Source organism: Halobellus inordinatus, assembly GCF_024464655.1.
Lineage (GTDB): Archaea > Halobacteriota > Halobacteria > Halobacteriales > Haloferacaceae > Haloquadratum > Haloquadratum inordinatus.
Map to the genome: position 1 here is coordinate 38,950 of NZ_JANHAV010000003.1, position 18,232 is coordinate 57,181.

Below are 18,232 nucleotides of genomic sequence, written 5' to 3' on the forward strand. Positions count from 1 at the left end.
CTCATTCAGTATCTCACTCACCGCGCCCCAGAATGGTCTCGAATCGATTCGTCCTGAAACGGCTGCTCCTCTTGTTCCCCGTGCTGTTCGGGGTCGCGACCGTCGTCTTCGCCATCCTTCATCTCTCGCCCGGCGATCCGGCCGTGGTCATCGCCGGCGACAGAGCGAGCCAGGAGTTCGTCGAGCAGATCCGCTCGGATCTCGGACTCGACGACCCGCTGTGGCAGCAGTACGTCCGGTTCCTCGGCGACGTCGCGACGTTCGACTTCGGTCAGTCCTACCAGGTGAACCGCGGCACGCAGGTGAGCCAGATCCTCGTCGACCGGCTTCCGATCACGATCGAACTCGCGCTGCTCGGGCAGTTTGCGGGGCTCCTGTTCGGACTTCCGCTGGGCATCCTCAGCGCCGTCAAGCAGGACACCTGGACCGACCACCTCACCCGTGTCGGCGCGCTCAGCGGGATCAGCGTACCGATCTACTGGAGCGGCCCGCTTTTGATCCTGCTCTTCGCGCAGTTCCTCGGGATCTTGCCGACCAGCGGCCGGATCGGCTCGGAGTACTTCATCGAACCGGCCACGGGGTTGATCCTCGTCGACACGCTGTTAGCCGGGAACGTCCCGGCGTTCCAGTCTGCGGTCGTTCACCTGCTCCTGCCGGTGGTTGTGCTGGGGATCTACCAGATGGCCCTGCTCTCGCGGATGATGCGCTCGTCGATGGTCGAGGTGATCCGCCAAGACTACATACGGACTGCCCGGGCGAAGGGCCAAGGGTCGAAGATCACCGTGATGAAACACGGCCTCCGTAACGCGTTCATCCCCGTCATCACCGTCATCGGCATCCAGTTCGGCTCGCTCCTCGGCGGCGCCGTCCTCACCGAGACCGTCTTCGAGATCAACGGCATCGGCACGCTACTGGTGGACGCGATCAGCCGCAGCGACTACCCCGTCGTGCAGGGCACCGTCTTAGTCTTCGCCGTGCTGTACACGCTGGTCAACCTGGCGGTCGACATCACGTACTCGGTCCTCGATCCCCGCATCGAACAATGAGCACAGAAACACAGACCGGAACCGTCGATCGGAGCATCGTCGAGCGCCTGCGCGCGAGTCCGTTCCTCTCGCAACTCGTCTCGAACCGGCTCGCAGTCACCGGGCTCGTCATCATCGCCGTCGTCGTCGTGGTCGCGATCTACGCGCGGTTCACCTACGACCTCAGCAATCTGATGGCGACGCAGTTCGGCACCAACCCCTCGGAGGCCGCTCCCAGTATCGAGTACCCGTTCGGCACGGACGGACAGGCTCGTGACATCTTCCCGCGGGTGCTGTACGGCGCGTGGTACGCCGTCCTCTACGGAACCGTCACCGTCGCGGCCTCGACGTTCCTCGGGGTCGGCCTGGGCATCGTCGCGGCGTACTACGGCGACCTCACGGACAACGTCATTATGCGGACGATGGACGTCCTACTGTCGTTCCCGTCGCTCCTGCTGGCGCTCGCGCTCGTCACGATCTTCCCCGAGGAGCTGGGCCTGTGGCGTGCAGTCGGCGCGCTGACGCTCGTCTATACGCCCCGATTCGCCCGCGTCGTCCGTGGCGCGGCGCTAAAAGTACTCGAAGACGAGTACACCGACGCGACGAAGGCGCTCGGCGCGACCGATCCGCGGCTGCTCATCCGGCACATTCTGCCGAACTGCCTCGCGCCGATCACCGTCCAGTCGACGCTCAACTACGGCCTCGCCATCATCGACATCGCCGCGCTCTCGTTCCTCGGCTTCGGCGCCAGTCCCGGCGAGCCGACCTGGGGGATGATGCTCTCGAACGGCGTCGAATTCGGGCTGTTCTCCGGGGCGTGGTGGTGGTCGTTCTTCCCCGGCCTGCTGCTCGCGCTGACGGTGCTCGGGTTCAACCTCCTCGGCGACGGGATGCGCGACGCGCTCGACCCGCGGATGCGGGAGACCGTTGACTGAGATCGACGTCCGACCGTTCGGTCGCGCGGTCACGCGGTGGGTCGGCGTCGGCGCGTGCGTCGGCGCTGTCGTCGCGGCCGCGCTTCTCTCGGTTGTCGGAGCCAAAGCCGCGACTGACGCTTCCTTCGCACTCGGTACGCTGGTGCTCGGATTCGGGGTCGCGACGTGGGCCGGAACGGTCGGCTTCGGCGAGTCGATGGCGGCGGTGCAGGATCACCTCGGCGGTGAGTCGGGGTGGAACCAGGGCGGGGCCCGGCAGGCGTTCGCCGTGCTGACCTGGATCGGCGTCGGCTGGTCGGCCGCCGCTGTCGTGGCCTCGATCCTACTCGTCGGCCTGTGAGCTGGCCGGTGATCGTCGCTGACGAGTGAGACGTTGGACACGACCGGACAGTGACCGGGCACTTAAGTTTCCCCACGGCGTGGTCCCGGGTATGCCACAGGTGCACCTCGACGAGGAGACGGTTGCGCGACTGGACTCGCTCCGTCAGGAAGACGAAGACTACGACGAAATCGTCACCGAACTCATCAACATCTACGAAGCCGAGGAACTGACGCTGTTCCGTACCGGCGACGAAATCTGATCTCCGCCTCAGTCGGCTGTCGTCCCGGCCTCGACCCCACTCTCCGGGTTCTTCTTCGCGTTACTGCTGGCGGCAGCGCTCGTGACCGATCGGCGAGCAGCGACTACGGCAAGTTCGCGGATCTAACAGAGGCGGTAGCGCTCGGCGTCCTGGTCGATCAGGCCGCGTTCACACAGCGTCGAAAGAATACTGTACAGCGAAATCTTCTTCATCTCCAGACTGGATTCGAGTTCGGAAATCGTCGCTTCCCCATACGTCGACAGGAATAGATAGACGAGTTTCGCGCGCGGCGATTCGAGTTCGGACGGAATCGTCGGCGCTTCGAGCCCTGCTGTCGGTCGTGTGTGCATCGTGCCCTGCATCGTTGTTGTCTACTCCTTGGATTCGACGATAATAAAACCCATCCACGACGATTGTCGAACAGCCCCGATTCGAGAAATAGCGATAGAGCGCCTCTCAGGCCCGCTTTGCGAAATGTGGACGAATGTTCATTTCTTTTTCGCCGGCGATCGCCGCCGTTTTTTTCGACTGGTGACGATATCGGCGCGGCCGAGCGGCCGGGGCACGTCTCGGTACAGAAGTGGAAGGGGCGGGAGTCGAACCACGCGAAGCCGTAAGCCGGCGCGACCGTATGACGGTCACTGCCGGATTGCTCTACCACTGAGCCACCCTTCCGATCGAAACGTACGCGACGCTGTCGTATATGGATGACGGCACCTCCGTCCGAGCAGAAAAAACGACGGTGGAACGGCGTTCAGTAGCTCCGGATCTTCGGCTCGTAGCGCTTCTCTTCGCCTTCCAGCAGCACCGGCTTGTACCACAGCTCCGGCGATCCGTCGTTCCACGAGAGCATCGTGTGCTTCAGCCAGTTCTCGTCGTCGCGCTCCTGGTACTCCTTCCGCCAGTGCGCCCCGCGGAACTCGTCGCGAGCCAGTGCGCCGAGCGTGATGGCTTCGGCGATGTCGATGATGTTCCGCGTCTCGATGGTGTGCAGCAGGTCCGTGTTGAACGTCCGCGATTGGTCCGCGACGCCGACGTTCTGGTACGCTTCGCGAGCGTCACGGATGTCGCGGAGCGCCTGCTTGAGGCCTTCCTCCTCTCGGAACACGTTGACGTGCTGGGTCATCGACTCCTGGACGTCCGAACGGATCTCCGAGTGGTTGCGGCCGTCGTTCTCCAAGAGCGCGTCGACGCGCCGGTCCGTGCGCTCGGTCGCGCGCGCGACGAGTTCGTCAGGCGAGAGATCAGAGCCCTCGGCGGCCGCACCGCCGTCCGCGACGGCGTCGGCGCCGGAGATACCAGCCTCGCCGGGAGCGACTGGCGTCTCGACGTCGCCGGACTCCCACTCACCGCGCTTGCCGGTGGTGATCTCGGCCTCTCCGAGATCGCGACCCGCGGCGTGGTGGCCCGCGCGCGCACCGAAGACGATGAGTTCCGGCAGCGCGTTCCCGCCCAGACGGTTCGAGCCGTGGACGGACGCACACGCACACTCGCCGGCGGCGTAGAGCCCCCCGATACACGTCTCTCCGTTCTCGTCGGTCTCGATGCCGCCCATCGCGTAGTGCTGGCCGGGCTTGACTGGCATCGGTTCTTCGAGCGCGTCGACGCCCTCGAAGTCCTTGGCCAAGTGGAGGATGTTCTCGAGGCGGTCGGTGATACGCTCCTCGCCGAGGTGGCGCATATCGAGGTGGACGTACTCGTCCTCGATGCCGCGCCCTTCGTTCACTTCGCTCAGTTCGGCGCGAGCGACGACGTCGCGTGAGGCGAGTTCGCCGTCGTTGCTGGCGTACCCGTACTCGAACATGAAGCGCTCGCCCTCGGAGTTGTAGAGGATGCCACCCTCGCCGCGGACACCCTCGGAGATGAGCACGCCCGTGCTGGGCAGGCTCGTCGGGTGGAACTGGATGAACTCCATGTCCTCGATCGGGACGCCGGCGCGGTAGGCCATCGCGACGCCGTCGCCGGTGTTCGCGACGGCATTGGTGGTGTGATCGAACACCTGGCCGAGACCGCCGGTCGCGAGGATGACGCCGTCGCGGGCGCGGAAGCCCTCGATGTTTCCGGACTGGATGTCGTAGCCGACGACGCCGTGGCAGGTCCGGTCTTCGGGGTCGTCCTCGTCGCTGACGGCCAGATCGAGGACGTACCACTCGTCGTAGACCTCGATGCCGCGCTTGACGAGCTGTTCGTACATCGTGTGCAGGAGCTGATGTCCCGTCTCCGCACCGGCGTAGGTCGTCCGCGGGAACGAGAGGCCGCCGAACGGACGCTGGGAGACGCGGCCGTCCTCCTCTCGGGAGAAGGCCATCCCCCAGTGTTCGAGTTGGATGACCTCCTCGGGACTGTCCTGCGCAAGGGTCTCGATCGCCGGCGCGTCGCCGAGGTAGTCCGACCCCTTCATCGTGTCGTAGGCGTGGTCTTCCCAGGAGTCGGCCTCGCGGAGCGCCGCGTTGATGCCGCCCTCGGCGGCCCCGGTGTGGCTTCGAACCGGGTGCAGTTTCGAGACGATGGCCACGTCGGCCCCTTCTTCCTGTGCCGCGATGGCCGCGCGAAGGCCCGCGCCTCCCGCGCCCACCACGATGACGTCGTGTTCGTGCATAATGTATGATTGCTGAATTGCGTTGGTCTCGTGTTCGTCGCGTGAATTGCGGTTACGTACTCCTCAGGTCTACCAGAACTTGAGGTTGTTCTTGACCGCTTCGCGCTTGAGTTCCTGGATGTGCTCGGTCAGCGGGATGTCCTTCGGACAGACCTCCGTACAGGAGAACTGGGTCTGACACCGCCAGACGCCGTGTTCCTGTTCGAGGATTTCGAGCCGCTGTTGCTTCATATCCTCGCCCTCGCGCTCGTCCATCGTGAAGCGATACGCCTTGTTGAGCGCTGCCGGGCCGAGATACTGGTTGTCGCCCGCGGCAATGTTACACGAGGACATACACGCGCCACACCAGATACAGCGCGTGGACATCTTCACCTTCTCGCGGTTCTCACGCGTCTGATGCTGCTCTTCGAGTTCACCCTCCGGAAGCTCGTTCGTCTGGAAGTACGGCTCGACGGCCTCCATCTGGTCGTAAAAGTGCTCCATATCTACGACGAGGTCCTTGACGACCTCCGCGTGCGGGAGCGGTTCGATGCGGACCGGCTCTTCGAGGTCCGAGAGCTGTGTCTTACAGCAGAGGCGCTGGGAACCGTTGACGAACATCGCGTCCGAACCACAGATCGCCTGTCGGCAGGAGTGCCGGAACGTGAGGCTCGAATCGTACGTGTCGCGCGCGTACATCAGCGCGTCGAGGACGGTCATCCCCTTGTGGTAGGGGACGTGGAAGTCGTCGAAGCGCGGCTCTTTCTTGCCTGCGATCTCGGGATCGTAGCGGAACACCTTCAGATGGTAGGTGTCCTCTTCGTCGAGCGCTTTCTCCGCCTCTTCGGCCTGGCGCTGGCGCTCTTTCTCTTCGGCGCGCTGTCTCTTCTTTTCCAGCCGGCGTTCCTGGGCTGCAGACGTCGGTTCGGCCTCGGCGGCGGACGATTCTTCTTCGACCTGTTCGGGAAGTTGCGTGCTCATTGTACTGTGACGCTTAGAGTGGGACGCCTCCGGCCCACGCGAGTGCGGTTCGGACGCCCTGCACGATCACGACGGCGCTCGCGACGCCGAGGACCAGTTTCGCGGCGGTCTTGCGGGTCCCGGTGAGGCCCTGATTGATGAGGGCGTTGTAGACGCCGTTGACGCCGTGGAACGTCGCCGTCAGGAGGAACAAGATCATAAGCGAGAAGTACGTCAGCTCCTGCATCCGACCCTGCGACATCGCGAAGGTGACTTCGTCGGCGTGGTGGACGAAGTGCAGGAGGAAGAAGTGGAACGCGAGGACGACCACGAGGAACGCGGCCGTGATGCGCTGCCAGAGCCACCGGCGTCCACCGGCCTGGAACGAGGAGTAACGCTCGGCCATCAGCCGAACACCCCCGCGAGGAACGTCGGAACGCTCGCGACGACGATCGCACCCGTCAGGAGCAGCGACGCGTAGAAGCTCTTGTCTTGAGATTCCAGGCCGACGCCGAGGTCGACGAACAGTAGCCGGAGACCGTTGAGGATGTGGAAGACGGCCACTGCGAGCAATCCGACCTCCAGGATGCGGACGACCAGCAATCCCTCGAGCGTCTGGATCGTCGTCGTGTACGCATCCGGGCTCTGCAGTGCCGTCGAGAGGACGGCGATGTGGGTAAATAGGTACCCCACGAGCACCCAACCCGTGAACTTGTGGAACACCCAGGCCCACATTCCCGCTGAGAACTCCCGCCAGCGGCCGAAGTCCTCGATGAGGCCCCGATTGTAAGACTGACTCATACTCTTGTGAGATTCAGGACGGACCCACTATAGAACTTACGTGTACGGGTCGAGAGCCATTCGCTGGAACTATTTGCCAGCGCGTGTTCAGCGGCCAAATTGGCGGGTCGAGACCGCCTCGAAGCTACCGCGAACCGGCCGACTGTTCCCGTTCGACGACCCGGCGAACGTCTTCGTCGAGTTCGACGAGGTGACAGAGCGGATTGCCGGGGTAGACCACGGGGTTCTCCAGCACGCCGACGAGCAGGCCGGTGAAGGGGGCTTCGACGGCGATGTTTTCACTCTTGAACGGATCGGTGAGCGTGCAGATGCGTTCGCCCTCGTGGACCAGCGAGCCGCGCTCGTAGTGCATATCGACGATGCCACCGGCGTCTGCGCGAATCCACGTCTTCTCGCTCGCGCTGTCGATGACGGTGCGCCAGCCGGGCCAGCGGACTGAGCCGGCCTCCCGGAGTTCGTACTCGGCGAAGACGCTCTTGACGCCCGCGAGCGCGTCGTCGATGAGCCCGCGCTGGAATCGGTGGGCTTCGCCCATCTCGATCGTGACGGTCGGAATGCCGACCCGCGTCGCCTCCGTGCGGAGGACGCCGTCGCTCCCTTCGGAGTCGATGATCACGTTCGTGCCGAACGACCGGGCCAGCCGGGCGACGTCGTCGTCGGACATATCGGCCCTGACGTGGAGCATATTCGTCCGCCCGCGCGTGGACGTGTGGAAGTCGAGCCCGAAATCACAGGGGGCGACGAAGTTGTCGAAGATGCGCGCGGCCATCCGCTTCGCGCTCGTCGAGTCCTCGCGACCGGGGAACGATCGGTTCAGGTCGCGGTCGTAGATGGGGAGATAGCGCTGCTGGGCGAGGAACGCGGGGACGTTCAGCACCGGGAGACAGACGAGCGTGCCGGCGAGGTCCGAGAGGTCCCATTCGTGGGCGACCTCACGGACGACCTCGATGCCGTTGAGCTCGTCGCCGTGCGCGGCTGCAGACAGGAACACGGTCGGCCCATCCTGCTCGCCGTTGATGATGGTGACCGGAATGCGGACCGGGTCCCCGAGATACGTCTCGCTGATCCCGTAGCGGAGATTCTGCCGCTCTCCGGGTTCGACCTTCCCGCCGTTGTACGTGAAGGTCCCGTCGGTGCTCATACTCGCCGTGGACGGGCCGGGGGGATAAACGCTCGCACCGACTCCCGCGCTCGCGCTCGTGTCGACCCCCGAAGCGTGAAACGGTCACATCAGCGAAGTGTGAAACGGTCACACCAGCTGTTCTGAGTGCTGGATCGGCACCTCTTTGATTGTGTGGTTGAGTACGGAACAATATGTCTTCCGACGGAGAGCAAGTTCGCGTAGGCGTCCTCTCGTTACACAACAGCAAGGAGACGAAGGCTATTCTCAACGCAGTCGACGATCTCGGCCACGACGGGATCTGGTTACGCCGGGAGAACTCCGCGATCTCCATCGAAGACGGCGACGTCGCGATCGAACCGGAAGTCGACGTCGTTGCCAACCGTCTGCTGCTCTCGAACACCGAAGAGCCGGCCGAACTACTCGGGCTGGCGACGACGTTCGAGCGGATCCGTCCGATGCTGAACGAGCCGGCGTCGGTCCTCACCGCCATCCACAAGTTCGCGACTGCGGCGACGCTCGCGAACTGGAACATCAAGGTCCCCGACGCCCTGCTCGCACTCTCGAACAACCGCCTGAACCAGGGTCGGGATCGGTTCGGCGAGGTCGGCGTCTACAAGTCCGCCATCGGAACGCACGGCGGCGGCACCTGGAAGGTCGATCTCACCGAACCCGTGAACCCCAAGGTCGGCAACCGCCAAGCGTTCCTGCAGGATCTCATCGACCGCGACGAGACGCGACACCGCGATCTCCGCGTCTACATCGTCGACGACGAGGTCGTCGGCGCGATGTACCGCTACGCGCCCGAAGGCGAGTGGCGGACGAACGTCGCACTCGGCGGCGACGTCGTCGACGCGACCGACGATATGCCGCAGGAAGCGCGGGAGACCGCGCTGTACGCCGCCGAAGTGATGGGACTGGATTACGTCGGCGTCGACCTCATCGAAGGTGACGACGGCTGGTTCGTCCTCGAAGTCAACCCGACGGCCGGATTCAAAGGGCTGCACAAAGCGACCGGCCGCAGTCCCGCGCCGTACATCGCAAAGCTCGCGATCGAGCGTGTCGGCGGCGACGTCGACGACGAGCGCGTCGAGGAACTGTCGGCGACGCTCGACGACTCCCGGCCCGCGGGGATGCCACGCGTCAGTTCGGGCCCGGTCGGCGACCGCCCGACGATCGGCTACATCGAGGAGGTCGTCGTCTCCGGTACCAGCGGGTCGACGCAGGCGAAAGCCAAGTCCGACACCGGGGCGACGCGGACGAGCATCGACACCTCGCTGGCCGCCGAGATCGGTGCCGGGCCGATCAAGAGTATGACGCGCGTGAAGTCCGGTTCGCTGAAGTCGGGGAAGGCCCGCCCGGTCGTCGACCTCGTCATCGGGATCGGCGGCACCCAGCACACAGTCACTGCGAGCGTCGAGGACCGCTCGCACATGGACTACCCCCTGCTCCTCGGTCGCGACATCCTCGAACACTACCAGGTCGACGTCACGCGCCGGACCGACGAACCCGGCCGCGACGACGAGGAGCGCGAAGAGGAGTATCTGGAGTAGACCTGCCCGTTTCACCGGCTCTTAGCCACTGTCTCTCGCGTTCGGTTCGTTCCGCACCAACGCTTAATAGATTCTCTCACGATCGTTCACAATGTATATGTCTCAACAGGTAGTCACCGAACTCGAGGTCGACGAGTACACGCTCGGGCTGGTCGGTCCCGATCAGGAGTGGGCCGGGACGGTCGCCGACGGCGGTACGGTCCGGACGCACACGCCGCCGGCCTGCTGGGGACCGATGATCACACCGAAGTTCCGGGGCGGTCACGAGGTCACGAAGCCGATCGCCGTCGACGGTGCGGAGGTCGGCGACGCGATCGCGATTCACATCAAGGACATCGAAGTGACGAGTGTCGCCACGAGCACCGGGTCGATGGCGGAACGCGAGGACGCCTTCGGCGACGACCCCTTCGTGGATCACCGCTGTCCGGAGTGCGGTGCCGAGTGGCCCGAGAGCGTCGTCGAGGGGACCGGCGAGGACGCCATCAGGTGTGCCGAGTGCGGTGCGAACGCCTCCTCGTTCGCGTTCGAGTACGGCATCACGACGGTCTTCGATGACGACTACGAGGTCGGCCTGACCGTCGACGAGGCGGCCGCCCACGACCTCGCCGAGCGCGCCGCGGAGGCGAGTGCGCTGCCGGAGAACTCCAGACAACATCCGATTCTGCTGTACGAACCGTCGGAGATGCCGGGGACGCTCGGACATCTCCGGCCGTTCCTCGGCAACATCGGGACGACGCCGCCGGTCGAACTGCCGGACTCCCATAACGCCGGCGACTTCGGCCAGTTCCTCATCGGTGCCAGCCACGAGTGGGGCCTCGAAGACGAATCGGAACTGGACGCCCGAACGGACGGGCATATGGACATCAACGCGGTCCGCGAGGGCGCAGTCCTGATCTGTCCGGTGAAAGTCGACGGCGGCGGCATCTACGTCGGCGATATGCACGCCAATCAGGGCGACGGCGAACTCGCACTCCACACGACGGACGTCAGCGGCCACACCGAGTTCGAGGTCGAGGTCATCAAAGGTCTCGACATCGGCGGACCGCTCCTTCTGCCCAACGAGGAGGACCTCCCGCACATCAGCAAACCGTACAGCGAATCGGACATCGAGCGTGGGCGCGAACTCGGCGCGCAGTACGGCGTCGACGTCGAAACCGATATGGGGCCGATTCAGGTGATCGGATCCGGAGCGACGATCAACGACGCCACCGACAACGCCTTCGATCGCGCCGGCGACCTGCTGGGAATGAGCGAGGGCGAGGTCCGGACCCGCTGTACGTTCACCGGCGGCGTCGAAATCGGTCGGCTCCCCGGCGTCGTCCAGCTGACGATGCTCGCGCCGATGGAGACGCTCGCGGACCGCGGACTCGACCACCTCGTGCGCGATCAGTACGGGTTGTGAGCCGCGAACGACGGACTGTGAGCCCCGAGCGCCGGCGGACGGTGAGTCGCGCGCAGACGGTGGCCGGCGACCGCGCGGACGCTCACCCGCCCTGAACTGCCGGGTGCACAGCGAGCGACGCGTCGGCCGGACACGGGTCGTCTACGTCTGCCGAGTCGCCGTCGACCGAGATGCGAACGCTCGGGGCGATACGACCGTCGTTCCGATACATCTGGGCTTTCGCCCGCGGATACGCGGCGACCAGTGCCTCGATCGCGTCTCGAACCGTTCCACCCTCGAACTCGATCTGTACGTGCTTGTCGCCGGTCGCGCTCCGAAGCGGTCCGTACACCGTGACGTCCATACGTTGCTTTCGTCGCCCCGGAAGTTGGATGCTTCTGTGGGCCCAGCGAATATTCTGTGGGACCAAGGGAATACTTAAGATGTGGACCCCAAAGGATGCGGTAGATGGGGAGTGAGGGCGTTGACGGGCTGCCGGAAGAGCTCGACTCGTGGGTGGCCGACAGAGCCGCAGCCACAGATACCTCGCGAGCGGACGTCCTCCGTCGGCTCCTCGCGGCCCACCGTCTGCTCGACGAGCATCCGGAAGCTCTTGAGGACCCCGAATCGATCGACGTCACCGAACTACTCGGGAGCGCGCCGGACACCAACGACGATACTGCGGTTTCAGCGGAGGTCGACGCTCTCACGGCCGACGTCGCCGAGATGGTCGCGCGGATCAACGCGCTGGAGGACGACCTCGACGAGAAGATCACCGACGTCCGCGAGCGCGTCATCCAGGTCAAGCGCGAAACCGACGCCAAAGCGCCCGAGGACCACGACCACCCCGACATCGAACGCCGGCTACGTCAGGGCTTCGAGAACTACGAGGAGATCTTAGAGTACCTCACCGAGACGACCGACGACCACGACGCGAAACTGGATACTGTCGCCAGCGCCATCGTCGATCTCAGAGGACGCATCGCGACCCTCGAACGGGACTCGAACGAGCGCGCTGCGGCGGCCGACCTCCGTCGGGAGGCGAACCGACAGGGCGTCGCCGAGGCCGTCTGTGAGTCCTGCGGCGAGTCGGTCCACCTCGGTCTGCTCGACAGCCCGTTCTGCCCGCACTGTGAATCGACTTTCGACGGCGTCGAGCCGAAGCGCGGCTTCTTCGGGTCACACCGGCTCACGGTGGGCCAGCGGCCGGCATTGGAGGCACCGACCGAATCCGCGAGCGCCGGCGCCGAACGCGATGGCCTCTTCGACGACGAAAGTCGGGGTGCAGAAGATACGTCCGGTGCGCGCGCGGATGGGTCCACGTCTCACGATACCGCAGGAGAAGAGCAAGAAAAGAGTGCCGCAGCAGAGGACGTCTCCGAGCGCGACACGGATCGAACTGCGAACACAGCGCAGGTAAACGAGTGATCGAGAAGTGACCGACGAAGACACAGACCCTGACGCCGATCGCTCGACTGACCCTGGGACCTCGCCAGAGCGGAATGCGAATGAGGCGACCGACATCGACTGGGTCGACGACGACGAACGCTCTGCGGGAACAGCGGACGAGCGGGACGCGACTCCCGAACCGGAAACCAGCCCCGAGGAGGAACGGGCTCCGCTGTCGGATCTAGCGCGTCGGGTGTCCGAGCGCCGTGGCGCACGGGACCCCGAGACCGCGTCGACGACGCAGAGTGACAGCGTCCGCGGCAGCGATGCGAGCAAGCCGGACGCCGAGGGCGACGCCGCAGGCGAGGACCACGGGACAGGTCGTGGCGAGAGCGTTGACGCGGACGACCTCTTCGAGGAGATGTCCGTCGGCGATATCGAAGCGGAGACGCTCTGGTCGTCGCTCGAAAGCGACGATTCAGCCGAGCAGGTCGGGCTCGGCGAGACCGCCAGCAGCGTCTCCGAAGCAGGCACGACGACGCGGACGTCGTCGCGGGCTACGGAACACGTCGTCTCGAAGACGAAGTACTGCCAGAAGTGTCCGTACCTGACTGAACCGCCGGAGCTGGCCTGCGCTCACGACGGAACGGAGATCGTCGCTGTCGTCGACGCCGATCACTTCCGGGTGCGAGAGTGTCCGATGGTCGACGAGTGAGCCCGTCCGCGGGCGATCGAGAATCCTGCCGAACGCTTTTGCTTACATAGACAAACGGTACCATATGGCGTTCGCTCGCCAGGGGAGCGAGGAGCGAACCGACCTCGGTGCGCTCCTCTCGCAGGTCCACCCGGTGTTTATGTTGCCGCCGCTCGCCGCGAGTGGGTTCGGTGCCGTCCTCGCCGGGCCGGCGACGCCCGCACCGCTCGTCCTCCACGCGATGGCCACGTTCTTCGCGGTCTACACGGCGCACGTCAAAGACGGCTACGTGGACTTCTACCGTCGCGGCGAGGACGACGACCACCCAATGAGCGAAGCGGGCTGTCGACGGGCGCTCGCCTGCGCGACGCTCGGGTTCGGCATCGTCACCGTGCTGCTCGGCACGCGCGTCGACGTCGTCGCCGCCGCCGTCACGGTCCCGATGTGGCTGCTGGGATTCTTCCACGCCCCGCAGTTCGACACGAACCCGGTTACGACGACGCTCGGATATCCACTCGGCATCGCGCTCGCCATCGTCGGCGGGCACTACGCCCAAGCAGGGCAGTTCGGCGCTGAACCGCTCGGATTCGCGCTCGTCTTTCTCACGACGCTCGCCGGCGTGAAGATCGTCGACGACTCCACGGATTACCAGTACGACCGCTCCATCGGCAAGCGGACGGTCGCCGTCGCGCTCGGCCTCGAACGCGCGCGACGCTTGGCGTACGCGCTGCTGTATCTCGGCTTCGTGTTCGTCGTCCTGTTCGCCGTCGGCGGGCCGTTCCCGGCGTCCGCACCGCTGGCTGCCGTCGCCTTCGGAATGGTCGCGCTCGTCGCGACGCGGGCAGACGCGACGGTGGCGACGATGCTGCTCGTCCGCGGCGCGTACGTCTTCCTCGCGCTCTTGGTCGTCGCCGTTTGGTACCGCCCGCTCGCGGGCGTACCGCTTCCGGATATCGGCCTGCTCGGCCCGTACACCTATCTCGCGACCGAAATCGCCTTCGGAACACTCGCGCTCGCCCTCCTGGTGTACGCCGACGCCCTCCGCCGCGCCGCGGTGACGGTCCTGGCGCTCTATCCACTCGCGTACGTCTGGGACTGGTACACGCTCGAAGTCGGGGTGTTCGCGATTCCGCTGCGGACCGGCGTCGAACTCCTTGGTATTCCAGTCGAAGAACACCTGTTTATGCTCGTCGTCCCGGCGCTCGTGATCGGGATCCACGAGACAGTGAACGGCAGGGGGCGCACCGCCGCGGCCGACGAGCGGGAGTGAGGCCGCAGTAGCCTTTCGTGTACGCGGCGGACACTCCCGAGAGACACTTGTGTCCGGGACCGATACGAGGAGTAAATGCAGTTCTGCGACGAGTGCGGTTCGATGATGGTCTCTCGGGACGGCGCGATGGTCTGCACCAACGAGGACTGCGGCGCGCGGGCCGAACAGGACGAGGAGTTGGCCGAGCAGTTCGTCTCAACGGAGGCTCAGACCGACGACGACGTGATCGAAACCACCGAAGACGCGAACTTCGAGGGCAAACCGACGGCCACCGACGTGGTCTGCGACGAGTGCGGCAATCAAGAGGCGTGGTACACGATCAAACAGACCGGCTCGGCCGACGAACCGCCGACGCGATTCTTCAAGTGTACCGAGTGCGGCCATCGGTGGCGGGGGTACAACTAACCCACCTTTTTCCACGGTGGGTTTCCTCGCGGCGCTTCGCGCCGCTGTGGGAACCCACCGCACAAAAACCTGGAGGGAAAAAGCCGCGAGGCTCGCGTTCGCTCGCCTCGCGGTACTACTCGTAGGTACCGCATCCGCCACAGCTCCGCGACAGCTCCGCCTCTGTACGGCACGGTACACTATTACCAACGGGCACCGAACGGCGTGATATGTCCCTCCACCAACGCTTCCGCGACCGACTCCGCCCGTGGTACCTCCTCGACCTCGCCGCGTTCATATTCGGCGCCGGGGGATCGCTCTGGCGCAACAGTTCCGGATTCGAGACCGCTCCCCCGTTATTCGCGCTCGTCACGGCCATCGTTTCCGGCCTCCTCGCGGTCGTCGTCCTCCGGTTCACCCTCGGCAACCTCTGGGGGTACGCCGTCGAGTACGCCAACGCGGGCGGCCAGTGGAGCGACCTCGCGTTTCTCGTCCCGGTGGGGAGCGGCCTCGCGGGCGTCGTGGTCACGTACGCGGTCACGACGGATCTCGGCGCGGCCGCGTGGGCCGGCTTCTGGACCTTCGCGGTCGTTGCCGGCGTCGTCGCGGTCGCCGTCTCCTTCGCCGCGGGCTACCGCGGGACGTCCGCCTGAAGCGCCGGCTCCAGGAACTCCGCGACGGCTGTTGCGACTTTTCCGGCCTGCCCGATGAAGAAGTGGTCCGCGGCGAACTCGACAATCGAGTGACCGCGTGTGCGTGTGGCGTCGACGACTGCCCCGACGTCGACGACGTCGTCGCGCGTGCCGTACAGCACTTGTACGCCGATCTGCTCCGGGATCTTCGGGAGGTCCGCGACGACGTCGATACCGCCGATGCTGCCGTCATCCGGTGTCTCGGGGTCCGCTCGTGTCGTTCCGAGCCGCGCGTCCGGCGCGAGGGCGGCGACCGCGACGACGTCAGCACCGTGGGCGGCGGCAGAGAGAGCGGCCGACGCGCCGAAACTGAAGCCGAACAGCGCGACGCGATCGTACCGCTCGTTCGCCCACGCGACGGCGTTCAGCGCGTCGGTTCGTTCGCCCCGGCCGCCGTCCCAGGGGCCGTAGTCGAACCGCAGACAGTCGATCCCTCGCTCTCGGAGTTCGTCGCTCACCGCCCGGAGGCGCTGGTCACCGCGGTGGCCGCCGTGTTGGGGGTGCGGTGGGCACGCGACGACGCACGCGTCGGCCGCAGTCGCCGCGTCGTCGGTCTCGGTGTCCGCGGCGGCGCCATCAGAGTCTGCAGCGACGTCGAGCGTCCCGCGAGCGTCGCGGCCGCCGGGCAGCAGAATCGTCTCGCTCATCGAACGTGCGGCGTTCGGCACGTGAGGTTTTAACTCCGGCGTGCCCAACGTGGGACGTATGGGAATCCTCTCACGCGCGTCCTACGTCGTCCGCTCGAAGCTCAACGCCCTCCTCAACCGCGCAGAGGATCCGACGGAAACGCTCGATTACTCCTACGAGCAGATGCGTGACGAACTGCAGGACGTAAAGCAAGGCATCGCCGACCTGACGACCCAGAAGAAGCGCCTGGAGATTCAAAAGCGCCGGCTCGAAGAGAACGTCGAAAAGCACAACGACCAGGCCCGCGAGGCCGTCCGGCAGGGCCGCGACGACCTCGCTCGACAGGCCCTAGAGAAGAAGCAGGCGAAAATGTCCCAGATCGAAGAACTGGAGGGACAGATCGCAGAGCTCCAGTCGACTCAGGACGACCTCGTCGAGAAGAAGAACGAACTCCAGGGCAGAATCGAGGAGTTCCGCACGAAGAAGGAGACGATGAAAGCCCGCTACGAGGCCGCGGAGGCGTCCTCGCGCGTCTCGGAGGCGATGACGGGCGTCGGCGACGAGATGGCCGACGTCTCCCGGGCGATCGAGCGCGCCGAGGAACGCACCGACGAGATGGAGGCCCGTTCGGAGGCGATGGACGAACTCGTCGACACCGGCGCGTTCGACGAGGCGATGTCGGACAAAGACAGCATCGACCGACAGCTCGAAAGCGGCCGCACCGGCGCCGAGGTCGACTCAGAGTTGGAAACGCTGAAAGCCGAGATGGGCGGGACCGACGAGGGGGAGACGGAAGCCGCCGACGTCGAGGCCGAATCGGATGCGGGCGAGGAGAGCGCCCCGGACGTCGACGTCTCTGACGCCGAGGTCGAAGCCGAACTGGAAGAGCTGAAAGACGACGAGAACTGACGCTCGCGAGCCGAACACACCGCTGCGTCGCGGACGTCGGCGCGAGCACTTTTCATCACCCGGCTGGGACGTCCGGACACCACTGTCGCTGCGGCTTTCGAGAATACCGATGATGGGCAAAGAGACATCGGCCGACGACGGGACGGCGAGTGAGGGCGCGACGACCGACAGGTCGGCCGTCGAGGAACCGCCCGCTGGCCAGACAGCAGCCGACAAAGCCGCAGGGAGCCGGGGATCGGCCGACGAGCCGAGCGACACGATGCGCCGCCGCGGCACGGAGAACCGGCTGAAGCTCTGGCTCCTATTGGAGGCGAACCGGTGGGTCGTCGCCGCGGTCGTTCTGGCTGGCTTCGTTCTCGGGACGCTCCTCGTCGCTGCCCTCGTCCCCGACCGGGTCGTCCTCTCAGTCGGTGATCCGGTCGAAACGCTCTTTCAGGGGCTCGTGACCGCGACGATCACCGGCGTCACGCTCGTCGTCTCGATCAACTCGCTCGTGCTCTCACAGGAACTGGGGACGCTGGGCGACCAGCGCGACCGGATGGAGGGCGCGATGTCGTTCCGCCGCGACGTCGAGGACGAACTGGGCGTCGAGATCGCGCCGGCGACACCCGCGGCGTTCCTCCGGGTACTCGTCGACGGCGTCGAACGGCGTGGCGCTCGACTCTCGAAGGCCGCAGCGGCCGTCGCATCCGAGCGGGTCGAAACCGAGCGCGCACGAGCCTTCGCCGACGACGTCCGCGGCCACGCCTCGTCGGTCAGCAGCGACCTCGCGGACCGTCAGTTCGGTACGTTCGGCGTCCTCTCGGCGGCGCTGAACTTCAACTACTCCTGGAAGATCCACGAGGCGCGACGGTTGCGCGAGTCGCTTCCGGAGGCCGACGAGACTGCGGACGCCGAGTCGATACGGGAACTGCGCGATGCGCTCGATTCGGTCGTGGCGGCGCTGACGCTGTTCGGTCCCGCCAGAGAGCACGTCAAAACGCTGTACTTCCAGTGGGAACTGGTCGACCTCTCGCGAGCGATGCTCTACAGCGCGGTTCCGGCACTGCTGGTGGCGACGAACACGCTGCTGTTTCACGGCACGCTCGGATCGGTGTCGGGGGCGACGCTCGGAATCGCCCACTACGTCTGGATCGTCGCGCTCACGGCCTCGATCACGCTCGCGCCGTTCGCCATCCTCCTGTCGTTCGTCCTCCGGATCGGCACGGTCGCGAAGCGGACGCTCTCGATCGGTCCGTTCATCCTGCGTACGACCGGCGGCGACGAGGTCGGCGGTGGACGCGGCGATAGTGGACGCAGCGATAATAGACGCGACGGCGAGTGAAGGGATCCG

The 18,232-nt window shown here is 65.6% G+C and carries 21 protein-coding genes and 1 tRNA gene; 13 read left to right on the top strand and 9 right to left on the bottom strand.

What is annotated here, in order from left to right; genetic code table 11:
- Positions 1 to 32: 32 nt before the first annotated feature.
- From NO347_RS07170 to NO347_RS07185, 4 genes are all read left to right on the top strand, one after another.
- Positions 33 to 1,046 carry an ABC transporter permease gene (locus NO347_RS07170; RefSeq protein ID WP_256288950.1) on the top strand — a complete coding sequence of 338 codons (1,014 nt, stop codon included), beginning with the start codon at positions 33 to 35 and terminating at the stop codon, positions 1,044 to 1,046.
- Complete coding sequence (locus NO347_RS07175) at positions 1,043 to 1,960, top strand: ABC transporter permease (RefSeq protein WP_256288951.1); 918 nt, start codon at positions 1,043 to 1,045, stop codon at positions 1,958 to 1,960. Before NO347_RS07170 ends, NO347_RS07175 begins: the two co-directional genes overlap by 4 nt.
- Positions 1,953 to 2,300 (top strand): DUF7268 family protein, encoded by a 348-nt coding sequence (locus NO347_RS07180; RefSeq protein ID WP_256288952.1) that lies wholly within the window; start codon positions 1,953 to 1,955, stop codon positions 2,298 to 2,300. The genes NO347_RS07175 and NO347_RS07180 overlap by 8 nt, the downstream gene beginning before the upstream one ends.
- Positions 2,301 to 2,391: 91 nt before the next feature.
- The gene (locus NO347_RS07185) at positions 2,392 to 2,541 is read left to right on the top strand and encodes a DUF7557 family protein (RefSeq protein ID WP_256288953.1); all 150 of its coding nucleotides are present in this window, start codon (positions 2,392 to 2,394) and stop codon (positions 2,539 to 2,541) included.
- A 122-nt stretch (positions 2,542 to 2,663) separates the two neighbouring features.
- Here the strand turns inward: NO347_RS07185 and NO347_RS07190 are convergent, their stop codons facing one another.
- The 7 genes from NO347_RS07190 to NO347_RS07220 all read right to left on the bottom strand — a co-directional run bounded on the left by NO347_RS07190 (position 2,664) and on the right by NO347_RS07220 (position 8,021).
- On the bottom strand, positions 2,664 to 2,903 hold the full coding sequence (locus NO347_RS07190; protein WP_121569472.1) for a helix-turn-helix domain-containing protein: 240 nt from the start codon (positions 2,901 to 2,903) through the stop codon (positions 2,664 to 2,666).
- A gap of 219 nt (positions 2,904 to 3,122) precedes the next feature.
- A tRNA-Met gene (locus NO347_RS07195) sits at positions 3,123 to 3,216 on the bottom strand.
- Between the two features lie 79 nt (positions 3,217 to 3,295).
- The gene (locus NO347_RS07200) at positions 3,296 to 5,140 is read right to left on the bottom strand and encodes an FAD-binding protein (RefSeq protein ID WP_256288954.1); all 1,845 of its coding nucleotides are present in this window, start codon (positions 5,138 to 5,140) and stop codon (positions 3,296 to 3,298) included.
- A 69-nt stretch (positions 5,141 to 5,209) separates the two neighbouring features.
- A complete protein-coding gene (locus NO347_RS07205; RefSeq protein WP_256288955.1) occupies positions 5,210 to 6,100 on the bottom strand; it encodes a succinate dehydrogenase/fumarate reductase iron-sulfur subunit in 891 nt (296 codons plus the stop codon).
- A 13-nt stretch (positions 6,101 to 6,113) separates the two neighbouring features.
- Positions 6,114 to 6,485: a succinate dehydrogenase/fumarate reductase transmembrane subunit gene (locus tag NO347_RS07210; RefSeq protein WP_121569475.1), complete on the bottom strand. Its 372-nt coding sequence runs from the start codon at positions 6,483 to 6,485 to the stop codon at positions 6,114 to 6,116.
- Positions 6,485 to 6,880, bottom strand: coding sequence for a succinate dehydrogenase, cytochrome b556 subunit (sdhC, locus tag NO347_RS07215; RefSeq protein ID WP_121569476.1), 396 nt, complete (start codon positions 6,878 to 6,880; stop codon positions 6,485 to 6,487). The genes NO347_RS07210 and sdhC overlap by 1 nt, the downstream gene beginning before the upstream one ends.
- 124 nt (positions 6,881 to 7,004) lie before the next feature.
- Positions 7,005 to 8,021 (bottom strand): succinylglutamate desuccinylase/aspartoacylase family protein, encoded by a 1,017-nt coding sequence (locus tag NO347_RS07220; RefSeq protein ID WP_256288956.1) that lies wholly within the window; start codon positions 8,019 to 8,021, stop codon positions 7,005 to 7,007.
- Positions 8,022 to 8,194: 173 nt separating this feature from the next.
- On the opposite strand from NO347_RS07220, the gene NO347_RS07225 reads away from it, so the two are divergent.
- Positions 8,195 to 9,553: a putative ATP-dependent zinc protease gene (locus NO347_RS07225; RefSeq protein WP_256288957.1), complete on the top strand. Its 1,359-nt coding sequence runs from the start codon at positions 8,195 to 8,197 to the stop codon at positions 9,551 to 9,553.
- A 97-nt stretch (positions 9,554 to 9,650) separates the two neighbouring features.
- Positions 9,651 to 10,955, top strand: a complete 1,305-nt coding sequence (locus NO347_RS07230) for an acetamidase/formamidase family protein (RefSeq protein WP_256288958.1) — start codon at positions 9,651 to 9,653, stop codon at positions 10,953 to 10,955.
- Positions 10,956 to 11,037: 82 nt separating this feature from the next.
- Here the strand turns inward: NO347_RS07230 and NO347_RS07235 are convergent, their stop codons facing one another.
- Complete coding sequence (locus NO347_RS07235) at positions 11,038 to 11,298, bottom strand: ubiquitin-like small modifier protein 1 (RefSeq protein WP_256288959.1); 261 nt, start codon at positions 11,296 to 11,298, stop codon at positions 11,038 to 11,040.
- 104 nt (positions 11,299 to 11,402) lie between these two features.
- Between NO347_RS07235 and NO347_RS07240 the strand changes: the two genes are divergently transcribed.
- From NO347_RS07240 to NO347_RS07260, 5 genes are all read left to right on the top strand, one after another.
- A complete protein-coding gene (locus NO347_RS07240) occupies positions 11,403 to 12,362 on the top strand; it encodes a CopG family transcriptional regulator (RefSeq protein ID WP_256288960.1) in 960 nt (319 codons plus the stop codon).
- A 7-nt stretch (positions 12,363 to 12,369) separates the two neighbouring features.
- Positions 12,370 to 13,038, top strand: coding sequence for a DUF8135 domain-containing protein (locus NO347_RS07245; protein WP_256288961.1), 669 nt, complete (start codon positions 12,370 to 12,372; stop codon positions 13,036 to 13,038).
- A 64-nt stretch (positions 13,039 to 13,102) separates the two neighbouring features.
- Positions 13,103 to 14,287 (top strand): lycopene cyclase domain-containing protein, encoded by a 1,185-nt coding sequence (locus tag NO347_RS07250; protein ID WP_256288962.1) that lies wholly within the window; start codon positions 13,103 to 13,105, stop codon positions 14,285 to 14,287.
- A 75-nt stretch (positions 14,288 to 14,362) separates the two neighbouring features.
- Entirely contained in the window at positions 14,363 to 14,692 is a 330-nt protein-coding gene (locus NO347_RS07255; protein WP_256288963.1) for a transcription factor S, read from the top strand.
- A 209-nt stretch (positions 14,693 to 14,901) separates the two neighbouring features.
- Entirely contained in the window at positions 14,902 to 15,324 is a 423-nt protein-coding gene (locus NO347_RS07260) for a hypothetical protein (RefSeq protein WP_256288964.1), read from the top strand.
- Here NO347_RS07260 and NO347_RS07265 read toward each other — a convergent pair.
- Complete coding sequence (locus NO347_RS07265; RefSeq protein ID WP_256288965.1) at positions 15,303 to 16,010, bottom strand: alpha/beta hydrolase; 708 nt, start codon at positions 16,008 to 16,010, stop codon at positions 15,303 to 15,305. The two genes, NO347_RS07260 and NO347_RS07265, sit on opposite strands and share 22 nt — an antisense overlap.
- A gap of 58 nt (positions 16,011 to 16,068) precedes the next feature.
- On the opposite strand from NO347_RS07265, the gene NO347_RS07270 reads away from it, so the two are divergent.
- Complete coding sequence (locus tag NO347_RS07270) at positions 16,069 to 16,899, top strand: PspA/IM30 family protein (protein WP_256288966.1); 831 nt, start codon at positions 16,069 to 16,071, stop codon at positions 16,897 to 16,899.
- 112 nt (positions 16,900 to 17,011) lie between these two features.
- Positions 17,012 to 18,223, top strand: coding sequence for a DUF7972 family membrane protein (locus NO347_RS07275; protein WP_484494527.1), 1,212 nt, complete (start codon positions 17,012 to 17,014; stop codon positions 18,221 to 18,223).
- Positions 18,224 to 18,232: the final 9 nt, after the last annotated feature.

Bases quoted from the DNA above. Each gene is read 5' to 3' on its own strand.
- NO347_RS07170 (WP_256288950.1), top strand. From the start codon at position 33: ATGGTCTCGAATCGATTCGTCCTGAAACGGCTGCTCCTCTTGTTCCCC.
- NO347_RS07175 (WP_256288951.1), top strand. From the start codon at position 1,043: ATGAGCACAGAAACACAGACCGGAACCGTCGATCGGAGCATCGTCGAG.
- NO347_RS07185 (WP_256288953.1), top strand. From the start codon at position 2,392: ATGCCACAGGTGCACCTCGACGAGGAGACGGTTGCGCGACTGGACTCG.
- NO347_RS07190 (WP_121569472.1), bottom strand. From the start codon at position 2,903: ATGCAGGGCACGATGCACACACGACCGACAGCAGGGCTCGAAGCGCCG.
- NO347_RS07200 (WP_256288954.1), bottom strand. From the start codon at position 5,140: ATGCACGAACACGACGTCATCGTGGTGGGCGCGGGAGGCGCGGGCCTT.
- NO347_RS07205 (WP_256288955.1), bottom strand. From the start codon at position 6,100: ATGAGCACGCAACTTCCCGAACAGGTCGAAGAAGAATCGTCCGCCGCC.
- NO347_RS07210 (WP_121569475.1), bottom strand. From the start codon at position 6,485: ATGGCCGAGCGTTACTCCTCGTTCCAGGCCGGTGGACGCCGGTGGCTC.
- sdhC (WP_121569476.1), bottom strand. From the start codon at position 6,880: ATGAGTCAGTCTTACAATCGGGGCCTCATCGAGGACTTCGGCCGCTGG.
- NO347_RS07220 (WP_256288956.1), bottom strand. From the start codon at position 8,021: ATGAGCACCGACGGGACCTTCACGTACAACGGCGGGAAGGTCGAACCC.
- NO347_RS07225 (WP_256288957.1), top strand. From the start codon at position 8,195: ATGTCTTCCGACGGAGAGCAAGTTCGCGTAGGCGTCCTCTCGTTACAC.
- NO347_RS07230 (WP_256288958.1), top strand. From the start codon at position 9,651: ATGTCTCAACAGGTAGTCACCGAACTCGAGGTCGACGAGTACACGCTC.
- NO347_RS07235 (WP_256288959.1), bottom strand. From the start codon at position 11,298: ATGGACGTCACGGTGTACGGACCGCTTCGGAGCGCGACCGGCGACAAG.
- NO347_RS07240 (WP_256288960.1), top strand. From the start codon at position 11,403: ATGGGGAGTGAGGGCGTTGACGGGCTGCCGGAAGAGCTCGACTCGTGG.
- NO347_RS07250 (WP_256288962.1), top strand. From the start codon at position 13,103: ATGGCGTTCGCTCGCCAGGGGAGCGAGGAGCGAACCGACCTCGGTGCG.
- NO347_RS07255 (WP_256288963.1), top strand. From the start codon at position 14,363: ATGCAGTTCTGCGACGAGTGCGGTTCGATGATGGTCTCTCGGGACGGC.
- NO347_RS07260 (WP_256288964.1), top strand. From the start codon at position 14,902: ATGTCCCTCCACCAACGCTTCCGCGACCGACTCCGCCCGTGGTACCTC.
- NO347_RS07265 (WP_256288965.1), bottom strand. From the start codon at position 16,010: ATGAGCGAGACGATTCTGCTGCCCGGCGGCCGCGACGCTCGCGGGACG.
- NO347_RS07270 (WP_256288966.1), top strand. From the start codon at position 16,069: ATGGGAATCCTCTCACGCGCGTCCTACGTCGTCCGCTCGAAGCTCAAC.
- NO347_RS07275 (WP_484494527.1), top strand. From the start codon at position 17,012: ATGGGCAAAGAGACATCGGCCGACGACGGGACGGCGAGTGAGGGCGCG.